General features: G+C 58.3%; 9 protein-coding genes. All 9 read left to right on the plus strand.

Going from position 1 to position 12,084, the window contains the following annotated elements; all coding sequences use genetic code 11:
• The first annotated feature begins 397 nt into the window (after positions 1-397).
• The 9 genes from iolD (at position 398) to AACV31_RS13000 (ending at position 12,061) form a co-directional block, all read left to right on the plus strand.
• Entirely contained in the window at positions 398-2,338 is a 1,941-nt protein-coding gene (gene iolD, locus AACV31_RS12960; protein ID WP_165153076.1) for a 3D-(3,5/4)-trihydroxycyclohexane-1,2-dione acylhydrolase (decyclizing), read from the plus strand.
• Positions 2,339-2,397: 59 nt separating this feature from the next.
• Positions 2,398-3,411 carry a Gfo/Idh/MocA family protein gene (locus AACV31_RS12965; RefSeq protein ID WP_075197502.1) on the plus strand — a complete coding sequence of 338 codons (1,014 nt, stop codon included), beginning with the start codon at positions 2,398-2,400 and terminating at the stop codon, positions 3,409-3,411.
• Between the two features lie 35 nt (positions 3,412-3,446).
• Positions 3,447-4,331: a sugar phosphate isomerase/epimerase family protein gene (locus tag AACV31_RS12970; protein ID WP_041923236.1), complete on the plus strand. Its 885-nt coding sequence runs from the start codon at positions 3,447-3,449 to the stop codon at positions 4,329-4,331.
• A gap of 29 nt (positions 4,332-4,360) precedes the next feature.
• Positions 4,361-5,260: a myo-inosose-2 dehydratase gene (gene iolE / locus AACV31_RS12975; RefSeq protein WP_165153078.1), complete on the plus strand. Its 900-nt coding sequence runs from the start codon at positions 4,361-4,363 to the stop codon at positions 5,258-5,260.
• Positions 5,261-5,685: 425 nt separating this feature from the next.
• The gene (locus tag AACV31_RS12980) at positions 5,686-7,191 is read left to right on the plus strand and encodes a sugar porter family MFS transporter (RefSeq protein WP_075197504.1); all 1,506 of its coding nucleotides are present in this window, start codon (positions 5,686-5,688) and stop codon (positions 7,189-7,191) included.
• 142 nt (positions 7,192-7,333) lie between these two features.
• Complete coding sequence (locus AACV31_RS12985; protein ID WP_165153080.1) at positions 7,334-9,313, plus strand: PhoX family protein; 1,980 nt, start codon at positions 7,334-7,336, stop codon at positions 9,311-9,313.
• A gap of 239 nt (positions 9,314-9,552) precedes the next feature.
• Positions 9,553-10,575 (plus strand): methionine ABC transporter ATP-binding protein, encoded by a 1,023-nt coding sequence (locus tag AACV31_RS12990; RefSeq protein ID WP_075197506.1) that lies wholly within the window; start codon positions 9,553-9,555, stop codon positions 10,573-10,575.
• Positions 10,568-11,236, plus strand: coding sequence for a methionine ABC transporter permease (locus AACV31_RS12995; protein ID WP_041923239.1), 669 nt, complete (start codon positions 10,568-10,570; stop codon positions 11,234-11,236). The genes AACV31_RS12990 and AACV31_RS12995 overlap by 8 nt, the downstream gene beginning before the upstream one ends.
• 21 nt (positions 11,237-11,257) lie before the next feature.
• A complete protein-coding gene (locus tag AACV31_RS13000) occupies positions 11,258-12,061 on the plus strand; it encodes a MetQ/NlpA family ABC transporter substrate-binding protein (RefSeq protein WP_007762821.1) in 804 nt (267 codons plus the stop codon).
• Positions 12,062-12,084: the final 23 nt, after the last annotated feature.

A 12,084-nucleotide genomic window follows, 5' to 3' on the forward strand; every position in this document is an offset into this window, starting at 1 on the left:
TATGAGAAATAAATATTTCATTTACAAATTACTTTGGAACTAAAAAACCAGAAATGTGAACAGTATTCCACTCTGCATAGCGTCAGGCGCGGGCAGGGGCGCATTGAATACGATAGCCTACGCGCCGCCTGCCAACCTAAAAAAACGCATAGCCTGTGCGGGCTTATCATGTCGAGCGGCTGGTTTCGGATGTCACCGTTTCGCGATCCCCGCCACAGAAAACGCTGCACGGTGAAACAGAGTTTGATCCCTCTCGCAAAATGAAACATTTCATCTGTATTTGGGTTTTATGAAAAATATGTTTGCCTATAATCCAGACAGATTCCGGCAGGCTGGAGGCGTTAAGACCGCGCACCAGAGCAGCCTGCATGACACTGGCTGAAAAAGGAAGGCGAAAATGGGCAAGCTGAGACTGACAATGGCGCAGGCGCTGGTGAAGTTTCTTGATAATCAGTACCTGGAAGTGGATGGCGAAACCGTCAAATTCGTAAAAGGCATTTTCGCCATCTTCGGCCACGGCAATGTGCTGGGGCTGGGCCAGGCGCTGGAGCAGGACAGCGGCGAGTTGCGTCTGTATCAGGGACGCAATGAACAGGGCATGGCGCATGCGGCGACCGGTTTCGCCAGACAGTCGCTGCGCCGCCAGATCCTCGCCTGCACCTCGTCGGTCGGGCCGGGCGCCGCCAATATGATCACCGCCGCCGCGACGGCGACGGCCAACCGTATTCCACTTCTGCTGCTGCCGGGCGATGTCTTCGCCACCCGCCAGCCCGATCCGGTATTGCAGCAGATAGAGCAGAGCTACGATCTCAGCATCAGCACCAATGACGCCTTTCGCGCCGTCAGCAAATACTGGGATCGCATTACGCGCCCGGAACAACTGATGAGCGCCTGCATCAACGCCATGCGCGTACTTACCGACCCGGCGGAAACCGGCGCGGTGACCCTGGCCCTGCCGCAGGATGTCCAGGGCGAAGCGTGGGATTACCCCGAGACGTTCTTCGCCCGTCGCGTGCATCGCCTCGATCGACGCCCGGTAAGCCAGGCGCAGCTTAATGATGCCGTCGCGGCCATCCGCGCCAGCCGCAAGCCGCTGATTATCTGCGGCGGCGGCGTGAAATACGCGGGCGCTGGCGAGGCGCTGGCGCAGTTCGCTGAACATTATCGTATTCCGTTTGCAGAGACGCAGGCGGGAAAAGGCACGCTCCTCTCCTCACACCCGTATAACGTCGGCGGCGTCGGCGAAACGGGCTGCCTCGCGGCCAATCTGTTGGCGAAAGAGGCGGATCTGGTGATTGGCGTCGGCACCCGTTTTACCGATTTCACCACCGCATCGAAATGGATCTTCCAGCATCCCGACGTGCGCTTTCTCAATATTAACGTCAGTAACTTCGACGCCTGGAAACTCGACGGCATCCCGCTGCTGGCCGACGCCCGCGAGGCGCTGACGGCGCTGGACGACGCGCTTGACGATTCCTCGTGGCAGGCGGGCTGGGGCGAGCAGATTGCCGCCGTGCAGAGCCGCCAGATAAAAGAGACGCATCGTGTTTATCAGGCCTCGTTTCAGGAAAAGGGATTCGTCCCGGAGATAGATGACCATCTCGATCGCGAGTCGGTCTACCGGGAGTTTCGCGCGCTGACTGACTCCACGCTGACCCAGAGCAACGTGCTGGGCATTCTTAACGACATGCTGCCGCAGGACGCGGTAATCGTCGCGGCGGCGGGCAGCCTGCCGGGCGATTTGCAGCGCGTCTGGCGCACCCGCGCGCCTAACGCGTATCACGTCGAATATGGCTACTCCTGCATGGGTTATGAGGTGAACGCGGCGCTTGGCGTCAAACTCGCCGAGCCGCAGCGTGAGGTCTATGCGATGGTCGGCGACGGCGCCTTCATGATGCTGCATTCGGAACTGGTCACCTCGATACAGGAGAGGGCGAAAGTGAATGTCCTGCTGTTCGACAACATGGCGAACGGCTGCATCAACAACCTGCAAATGGAGCACGGCATGGACAGCTTCGGCACCGAATTCCGCTTCCGCTCGACACAGAACGGCCAGCTGAACGGCGGACTGGTGCCAGTGGATTTTGCCGCCATCGCGGCGGGCTACGGCTGCAAAACCTGGCGCGTCACCACGCTTGATGAGCTGAAAATCGCGCTGGAGGCGGCGCAGCGCGAGACGGTAAGCACCCTTATCGACATCAAAGTGCTGCCCAAAACCATGGTGCACAAATACGGCAGCTGGTGGAACGTCGGCGTGGCGCAGCAGGCGCTGAGCGAACGTATCCAGCGGGTGGCGCAGCAGATTAATGAAAAACGCGCGCAGGCGCGGGATTACTGAACCCTGTTAACACAAATAGACACCTTACCTTAACCCTGATTATTCCGGAGATAACCCTTATGTCGCTCAGATTAGGCGTAATTGGCGCAGGCGCCATCGGTAAAGAACATATCCGCCGCTGCACCCAGGTTTTGCAGGGCGCGACCGTCGTCGCAGTATCGGACATCAATCTGGATAACGCGCGCGCCGTGGTCAGCGCGCTCGGCCTGAAAGCGGAAGTGTACGCCGACGGGCAGGATGTCATTAAGGCGCAGGATGTGGACGCGCTGATTGTCACCTCCTGGGATCCGACGCATGAAGCGTTCACGCTCGGGGCGATTGAAGCGGGCAAGCCGGTGTTCTGCGAAAAGCCGCTCGCCATGACCGCCGAAGGCTGCCGCCGCATTGTCGATGCCGAGATGAAAGCGGGCCGTCGCCTGGTGCAGGTCGGCTTTATGCGTCCTTACGATGAAGGCTACCAGGCGCTGAAAGGGGTTATCGACAGCGGCGAAATCGGCGCGCCGCTGATGCTCCACTGCGCGCACCGCAACCCGGAAGTCGGCGACAACTACACCACCGACATGGCTATCACCAGCACGCTTATCCATGAGCTCGACGTACTGCGCTGGCTGCTGAACGACGACTACGCCTCGGTGCAGGTGCGCTTCCCGCGCGCCACGTCGCACACTCACGCCCGGCTTAAAGATCCGCAAATCGTAATGCTGGAAACCCGCAACGGGACGCTTATCGACGTCGAAATTTTCGTGAACTGCCGCTATGGCTACGACATCCAGTGCGAAGTGGTCGGGGAGACCGGCATCGCCCGTCTGCCGGAGCCGTCGTCGGTGCAGATGCGTAAAACGGCGAAGCTTGCCACCACCATTCTGACCGACTGGAAAGACCGTTTTATTAAAGCCTATGACGTCGAATTGCAGGCGTTTATTAACGATGTAAAAGCCGGCGAACTGCGCGGCCCGTCGGCCTGGGATGGCTTTGCGGCGTCGGTGGCGGCGGACGCCTGCCTGAAAGCGCAGGAGAGCGGTGCGCTGGAGACCATCAGCCTGCCGGAGCGTCCGGCGTTTTACCTGCGTTAATTCCGCAGCCTGTTACGAATCCGACGGAGGTATACATGAAAATCGCATTTGACGTCGACGTCATCAAAGACCTCGGGATCACCCGCATGGTGCAGCAGGTGGCGGAGTGGGGCTATCAATACATTGAGCAATCGCCGCACCCGCAAATCAACCCGTTTTATAAGCACCCGAAAGCAGGCCGCGAGATCATTGCCGAGTATAAAAAGGCGCTGCGCGACACCGGCGTCGCGCTCTCTTCTTTTATTTGCGTCTACCGCTGGTCAGGCCCGGATGAGCTGCGCCGTCAGGCGGCGGTGAAAAACTGGAAGCGCCTTATCGAAATCGCCATCGAGATGGATGTGCAGGTGATCAACACCGAACTCTCCGGCGATCCGAATCAGCCTGAAATCTGCGAAGAGATGTTTTACCGCTCCATGGAAGAGCTGCTGCCGATTTTCGAACGCGAGGGCCTGCGCGTTGAGATCCAGGCGCATCCGTGGGATTTCTGCGAAGAGAACAACGAAACCGTAGATATCGTGAAGTCGTTTCGCAGCGATAACGTGAAATATGTCTACAGCGTGCCGCACACCTTCTTTTACGACAAAGGCAAAGGGGAGGTGGAAAAGATGCTGCGCTACGCCGGGGACGATCTCTCGCATGTGCTGATTGCCGACACCATGAACCACACCCGCCACTGCCGCTATATCGTCAACCCGCCGGGCGTCGATGCCGCGGTACATCAGCATGTCGGCGTGGGTGAAGGCGAGGTGGATTTCCAGGCGCTGTTCAGCACGCTGCGCGATATGGGCTTCGCCCGCCAGAGCTTTAAGGTGGGCGGCGAGCCGATTGTCGCCGCGTCGCTCTTCGGCTACCCGGAGAAGATGAAATACCAGGCCGTGGAAACCCGTGAACTGATAGAGCGCGAACTGCTCGGCCGTTAAGCCGCCGCGGTTTGCCAGAGAGGCGCATTATGAATAAGCAACACGTGAAGCTCGCCATCGCTCCGATCGGCTGGACGAATGACGATATGCCGGAGCTCGGCAGCGAAAATACCTTCCAGCAGACCGTCAGCGAAATGGCGCTGGCGGGGTTTACCGGCAGCGAAGTCGGCAGCAAATACCCGCGCGATCCGGCCGTCCTGAAACCGATGCTGGCTATCCGCGGTATCGAAATTTGCAACGCCTGGTTCAGCACGTTTTTTGCCGCAGGCGAGCGGGAGAAAACGCTCGACGAGTTTGTGAATCACATGAATTTCCTCCATGCGATGGGGGCGAAAGTGATTGGCTGCTCAGAACAGAGCGGCAGCATCCAGTGCACCACGCTGCCGGTGATGGGGCCAGATAAACCCTGCTTTAGCGAGGAGGAGTGGGCGCGCGTGGCGGAAGGCTACAACACGCTCGGGCGACTCGCCGCCGAAAAGGGCATGCAGGTCTGTCTGCATCACCACATGGGCACCGGCATTCAGACCGCGCAGGAGATAGACACGTTTATGTCGCGGGTGGATGCGTCGGTGTATCTGCTCTATGACACCGGACACGCCTGGTACTCTGAAGGCAGTGAAGCGGCGATGCTGGCGATCCTTAAAAAACATCTGCCGCGTATCAACCACGTACACCTGAAGGATGTGCGCCCGGCAGTGATAGATGAGGTGAAACGCGACGGGCTTTCCTTCCTGGATGGCGTCAGGAAAGGCACCTTTACGGTGCCGGGCGATGGCGCTATCGATTTTCGCCCGGTATTCCAGCTGCTGGATGAGCACGGCTACCGGGGCTGGATGGTGGTGGAAGCCGAGCAGGATCCGGCGCGGGCGAACCCGTTTGAATACGCCGTGAAAGCGCGCCGCTACCTGCGGGAGACCGCCGGGATCTGACTCGCGCGGTGAGACGGGGTTCATGCGCCGTCTCGCTATGACGGGCAGATTGATTCGTTGCTCGCCATTATGAAAACAATGTTTCATTATAGTCGGCGCTGTCTGCATGACGGCGCCGACACGCCTCGCGTTATCCTTGTGCCGCTCTCTGCCATTTTTCTTTCATAATTACTCTTACATATCAATATATTGCTTATTTTTCTGTTTTCATAAAGGCATGAGACAGAGTGGGTTTTGGCTCCGTGGCGTGCTGATTATCACAAATCCATAACAAAATATGACCTGTCGCTCAAAATTAAAGTTTCATTGTTTATATAAATGAAATATTCGATCTAAATTAGATGTGGTGAATATATCATCAATCGGGTCCGGCCACAGGCAATGGCCGCCTCGTTTCCCTGAACGGCAGGTTACTGGAGTCTTTTATGACTAAAGAACAATATCTCACCCTTAACAGAGCATCAGGGCCTAACAGCGACGCGCCGACGGCGCCGTTTGTCAAAGTGATTGCGCTTATCGCCACGCTCGGCGGGCTGCTTTTTGGTTACGACACCGGCGTTATCTCCGGCGCGCTGCTGTTTATGGGCAGCGAACTGCATCTCACCCCGCTCACGACAGGCCTTGTCACCAGCTCTCTGCTTTTCGGCGCCGCCTTTGGCGCGCTGCTCGCGGGCCATATGGCAAACGCCGCGGGACGAAAGAAAATCATCATTTATCTGGCGGTCATCTTCGCGATTGGCGCGATTGGTACGGCGATGGCCCCGGACGTGTCGTGGATGATTTTCTTTCGCCTGGTGCTCGGCGTGGCGGTCGGCGGCGCGGCGGCTACCGTACCGGTTTATATCGCGGAAATTGCGCCCGCCAACAAGCGCGGCCAGCTGGTGACCTTGCAGGAGCTAATGATTGTCTCCGGGCAGTTGCTGGCCTATATCTCTAACGCCTCGTTCCACGAACTGTGGGGCGGCGAATCCACCTGGCGCTGGATGCTGGCGGTCGCGACGCTTCCCGCCGTGTTGCTGTGGTTCGGCATGATGTTTATGCCTGACACTCCGCGCTGGTACGCCATGAAAGGCCGTCTTGCCGAGGCGCGCCGCGTGCTGGATCGCACCCGTCGCCCGGAGGATGTGGAATGGGAGTTGATGGAGATTGAAGAGACGCTGGAAGCCCAGCGCGCCCAGGGCAAACCGCGCCTGCGCGAACTGCTGACGCCGTGGCTGTTTAAGCTGTTTATGATTGGCATCGGCATCGCGGTTATTCAGCAAATGACCGGCGTGAACACCATTATGTATTACGCGCCGACCGTACTGACGGCGGTGGGGATGTCGGATAACGCCGCGCTGGTGGCGACGGTCGCCAACGGCGCGGTGTCCGTATTGATGACGTTTGTGGGCATCTGGATGCTGGGCAAAATCGGCCGTCGCACCATGACCATGATTGGCCAGTTCGGCTGTACCGCGTGTCTGGTGTTTATCGGCGCCGTCAGTTATCTCCTGCCCGAAACCGTGAACGGCCAGCCGGACGCGCTGCGCGGCTACATGGTGCTGCTGGGCATGCTGATGTTCCTCTGTTTCCAGCAGGGCGCGCTCTCGCCCGTCACCTGGCTGTTGCTGTCGGAGATTTTCCCGACCCGCCTGCGCGGCATCTTTATGGGCGGCGCGGTATTCTCCATGTGGATAGCCAACTTCATGATCTCGCTTTTCTTCCCGATCCTGCTCGCCTGGGTGGGCCTCTCCGGCACCTTCTTTATTTTCGCGGCGTTCGGGATTGTCGGGGCGACGTTCGTTATCAAATGCGTGCCGGAAACCCGCAACCGCAGCCTTGAGCAGATTGAACATTATCTGCATGACTGGCTGGATAACAGCCCGGAGGGGCAGCGCCGCGCCCGTGAACGCAAGGCGTACCGGGCGCAGATGGACAAAGCGCGTTCATAACGTTATCGCATCACATCAGGGGAAGCCGGGCGGCTTCCCTTTTTTTTGCCGCTGATTGTTATAATTCTGTAACACATTTTCCGTAGCCTCACGTGCATAAAAACTATTCCCCTTCAAAACGACATCCCGAAAGGAAACCGCGATGGGCAGACCGTTAAAAACCTTATTCAAACGTGAGCATAGTGAAGAGATCAGCAACCCGAGCGATAACCGCGCGTTCTCGCAGGTGGCGGAAGTCTATTTGTCGCGCCGCCGCCTGTTGCAGGCAGGCGCGGTCGCTGGCGCCGCGGCGGCGTTCCCGTTTCTGCTGAAACCGGAAAACGCGCTGGCGAAAGCGGTCTCGAACGCGAGCGGCAATCTCGGTAAAGCCACTACGCTCGGTTTCACCAGTCTGCCGGTTTCCACCGACGATACCGTTATCGTGCCGGAAGGCTACATCGCGAAGCCGTTCTACAGATGGGGCGACGCCACCGGGCTTGCCGGGAATCTGCCGGTTTTTAAAACCGACGGCAGCAACACCACGGAAGAGCAGGCGGCGCAGGCCGGGATGCACCACGACGGCATGGCGTGGTTTAGCCTGCCGCAGGGCGGGCACAGCGCCGATCACGGCCTGCTCGCCATGAACCATGAATACATCGACAACGGCCTGCTGTTTAAGGATGGCGACGCCAACTGGAGCGCCGACAAAGCGCTGAAAGGCCAGAACGCGATGGGCGTGTCGGTTATCGAAGTGAAAAAAGCGTCCCAGGGCTGGGAAGTGGTGCGTCCGTCGTCCTTCGCGCGCCGCATCACCGTTAACACGCCGATGAAAATCACCGGTCCGGCGCTGCACAACCCGCTGATGCAAACGGCTGACGATCCGAAAGGCGAAACCATTCTCGGTACCATGCAGAACTGCGCCAACGGGTTTACGCCGTGGGGCACCTACCTGACGTGCGAAGAGAACTGGTCCGATATTTTCGTGAAGAAAGCCGGGATGAACCCGCTGGAAAAACGCTACGGCATCAGCGACAGCGATGACTCCTACCGCTGGAACGAAGTGGATAAGCGCTTCAGCGTTGACGCCACGCCAAACGAGCCTAACCGCTTCGGTTGGGTGGTGGAAATCGACCCGTACGATCCGCATGCCGCGCCGCGCAAGCACACCGCGCTTGGCCGCATCAAGCACGAAGGCGCGGCGGTGACGCTCGCCCCGGATAACCGCGTCGTCGTTTATATGGGCGATGACCAGAAATTCGAATACATCTATAAATTCGTCTCAGAAGGCAAATTCAACCCGCAGGATCGCAAAGCCAATATGCACCTGCTGGAGAAAGGCACGCTGTATGTGGCGAAATTTAACGACGACGGCAAAGGCGAGTGGCTGCCGCTGGTGTTCGGCCAGAACGGGCTCGACGCCAGCAAAGGCTTTGAAAACCAGGGCGACCTGCTGATCAAAACCCGTCTGGCGGCAGACGCCGTGGGCGCCACCAAAATGGACCGCCCGGAGTGGATTGCGGTCGATCCGTACCACACCGGCAGCGTCTACTGCACGCTCACCAACAACAGCGATCGCGGCAAGGAAGGCAAAGCGCCGGTGGATGCGGCAAACCCGCGCGCCAAAAACGTTTACGGCCACATCATGCACTGGCTGGAGCAGAACGGCGACCCGACCGCGATGGCGTTCGCCTGGGATATTCTGGTGATGGGTGGTCGCACCGATACCGACAAACCGGAAGCCAAAGGCAGCATGAAGGGCGCGGAATTCGGCAGCGCCGACGGCCTGAGCTTTGATCATCGCGGCGTGCTGTGGATCCAGACCGATGTGTCATCATCGACCATCAACCGCAAAGATTACGAAGGCATGGGCAACAACCAGATGGTGGCGACGATCCCGGGCACCAACGAGTTCCGCCGCTTCCTGACCGGCCCTCGCGGCTGTGAAATCACCGGCATCGCGTTTACGCCGGATAACCGGACGCTGTTTATTAACATCCAGCATCCTGGCGAGCCGGGCGAAGGGTTGAGCGATCCGCAGCATCCGACGGCGGTATCAAGCTGGCCTGACGGCGAGAAAGCCGGTCGCCCGCGTTCCTCCACGGTGGTGATTGTTAAAGCCGACGGCGGCATGATCGGCACCTGATTTCTGCTTCATCCGTCATTAAAAACGCAGGCGCAGTCAGCCTGCGTTTTTTTATGGAAACCCCCGTCAGGCCGCGCGCTGCCCCCTTCACCGCTTTGTGGTGCGGTTTAGAATCATCTGTTATATAACATTCTCTTTTATTCATGTTTACATTCAGGCCTTTCGGTATATTCCTCCAGGATAAGACTGAAAGTCAGAAAGCCTGCGCTTCGCGCGCCGCTGAAGGAAAGTAAAACCTTATGATAGTTTTAAGGAACATCTCGAAGCTGTTTCATCAGGGTAAGGACACCATTACGGCGGTAGATGACGTCAACCTGGAAGTCGAGCGGGGACAAATCTACGGCATCATCGGCTATAGCGGCGCGGGGAAAAGCACCCTGATTCGCCTGTTAAACGGCCTCGAAAAACCGACGTCCGGCAGCGTGACCGTGGCGGGTAAAGAGATTTCCGCCGCGCGCGGCGAATCGCTGCGTCAGGCGCGCCTGAAAATCAGCATGGTGTTCCAGCACTTCAATCTGCTCTGGTCGCGCACCGTCAGCGAAAACATCGCCTTTTCGATGCAGATAGCGGGCGTGCCGAAAGCGGAAATCAAAACCCGCGTGGCGGAGCTTATCGATCTGGTGGGCCTGAAAGGCCGTGAAAACGCGTATCCGTCGCGCCTGTCCGGCGGGCAGAAGCAGCGCGTCGGCATCGCCCGCGCGCTCGCCAACCGCCCGGATGTGTTGCTGTGCGACGAAGCTACCTCCGCGCTCGACCCGCAAACCACCGATCAAATTCTCGATCTGCTCCAGGACATCAACCGCCGCTTCGGTCTCACCATTGTGCTCATCACCCATGAGATGCATGTGGTGCGCAAGATTTGCGATCGCGTGGCGGTGATGGAAAACGGCCGCGTGGTGGAAGAGGGCGACGTGTTGCAGGTCTTCACCCACCCGCAGCAGCCGATTACGCGCCAGTTTGTGCGCCAGATTAGCCAGGAAGGGGCCGACGACGCGTTCGATCCGGCGCTGGCGGGCGATCTTAACGGCGCGGTGATTAAACTGACGTTTGTCGGACACAGCACCCACCAGCCGGTCGTTGGCGAGCTGACGCTCCGCTACGGCCTGCCTTTTAATATTCTGCACGGCAAAATGACCCAGACCGCCCACGGCGTGTTTGGCCAGCTCTGGCTGCATGTGGTGGCGACGCCGGAACAGCTTGAGAATATCCTCGCCGATTTACGCCTGCATGAGATCCACTGCGAGGTTATCAAACATGCTTGAGTCCCTGTTTCCCCATCTGAAGCTCGACCAGCTCCTGGCCGCTACCCAGGAGACGCTCTACATGACCGCGCTCTCGGGCGTCGCCACCTTTGTGCTCGGCATTGTGCTGGGGCTGGCGCTGTTCTTAACGGCGCGCGGCGGGCTGTTTGAAAACCGTCTGGTCTACAGCGTTATCTCCATCGTGGTGAACGTGTTCCGTTCCATCCCGTTCATCATTTTGATAGTGCTGCTGATCCCGTTTACCAAAACGATTATCGGCACCATTCTCGGGGCGAACGCCGCGCTGCCGGCGCTGATTGTCGGGGCTGCGCCGTTCTACGCGCGTCTGGTGGAGATTGGCCTGCGCGAAGTCGATAAAGGCGTGATTGAAGCCACTCGCTCGATGGGCGCGCGCATGAGCACGCTGATTTTCCGCGTGCTGCTGCCGGAATCGTCCCCGGCGCTGGTTTCAGGAATTACCGTCACCCTGATTGCGCTGGTGAGCTACAGCGCGATGGCCGGGGTGATTGGCGCAGGCGGGCTCGGGAATCTCGCTTATCTGGAAGGATTCCAGCGTAACCACAACGACGTCACGCTGGTGGCGACGGTCGCGATACTGGTGATCGTCTTCATCATTCAGTTCATCGGTGACGCCTTAACCTCTTATTTAGATAAACGCTAACAACAACAGAGAACACACATCATGAAAAGAGTACTGACGCTGATTGCCGCCGCCACCCTGAGCGTTTCCGCCTGGGCCGACACCCTGACCGTGGGCGCCTCCAACGTGCCGCACGCGGAAATTCTGGAGCAGGCGAAGCCGATTCTGGCTAAGCAAGGCATCGATCTGGAAATCCGCCCGTTCCAGGATTACATCCTGCCGAACACGGCGCTGGCGAGCCGCGACATCGACGCGAATTACTTCCAGCACATCCCGTATCTGAACAGCGTGCTGAAAGATCACGCCGACGATAAAACCTATGATTTCGTGAGCGCAGGCGCGATTCACATCGAGCCTATCGGCATCTACTCCAAAAAATACAAATCTCTGAAAGATCTGCCCCAAGGCGGCAAAGTCATCATGCGTGACGCCGTGGCGGAAGAGGGCCGTATCCTCTCTATTTTCGAACGTGAAGGCGTCATCAAGCTGAAGCCGGGCGTGAACAAAGTGGACGCGCGCATCAGCGATATCGTCGAGAACCCGAAAAAGCTTAACTTCCTGCCGAACGTGGAAGGCTCTCTGCTGCCGCAGATGTATAACAACGACGAAGGCGACGCGGTGGTGATCAACGCCAACTACGCCATCGACGCGGGCCTTGACCCGGTGAAAGATCCTATCGCGGTGGAAAGCGGCGAGAACAACCCGTACGCCAACATCATCACCGTGCATAAAGGCGACGAGAAGAAAAAAGATATCGTGGCGCTGGTGAACGTGCTGCACTCCAAACAGATTCAGGACTGGATCCGCACCAAATATAAAGGCGCGGTTATTCCGGTGAATAACTGATTGGGTATAAATAAAAAAGGGAG

Source organism: Cronobacter sp. EKM101R (genome assembly GCF_963888145.1).
In the GTDB taxonomy this organism is placed as follows: domain Bacteria; phylum Pseudomonadota; class Gammaproteobacteria; order Enterobacterales; family Enterobacteriaceae; genus Cronobacter; species Cronobacter turicensis.

Excerpts from the sequence above, each read along its gene's own strand:
- iolD (WP_165153076.1), top strand. The coding sequence starts at position 398 with ATGGGCAAGCTGAGACTGACAATGGCGCAGGCGCTGGTGAAGTTTCTT.
- AACV31_RS12965 (WP_075197502.1), top strand. The coding sequence starts at position 2,398 with ATGTCGCTCAGATTAGGCGTAATTGGCGCAGGCGCCATCGGTAAAGAA.
- AACV31_RS12970 (WP_041923236.1), top strand. The coding sequence starts at position 3,447 with ATGAAAATCGCATTTGACGTCGACGTCATCAAAGACCTCGGGATCACC.
- iolE (WP_165153078.1), top strand. The coding sequence starts at position 4,361 with ATGAATAAGCAACACGTGAAGCTCGCCATCGCTCCGATCGGCTGGACG.
- AACV31_RS12980 (WP_075197504.1), top strand. The coding sequence starts at position 5,686 with ATGACTAAAGAACAATATCTCACCCTTAACAGAGCATCAGGGCCTAAC.
- AACV31_RS12985 (WP_165153080.1), top strand. The coding sequence starts at position 7,334 with ATGGGCAGACCGTTAAAAACCTTATTCAAACGTGAGCATAGTGAAGAG.
- AACV31_RS12990 (WP_075197506.1), top strand. The coding sequence starts at position 9,553 with ATGATAGTTTTAAGGAACATCTCGAAGCTGTTTCATCAGGGTAAGGAC.
- AACV31_RS12995 (WP_041923239.1), top strand. The coding sequence starts at position 10,568 with ATGCTTGAGTCCCTGTTTCCCCATCTGAAGCTCGACCAGCTCCTGGCC.
- AACV31_RS13000 (WP_007762821.1), top strand. The coding sequence starts at position 11,258 with ATGAAAAGAGTACTGACGCTGATTGCCGCCGCCACCCTGAGCGTTTCC.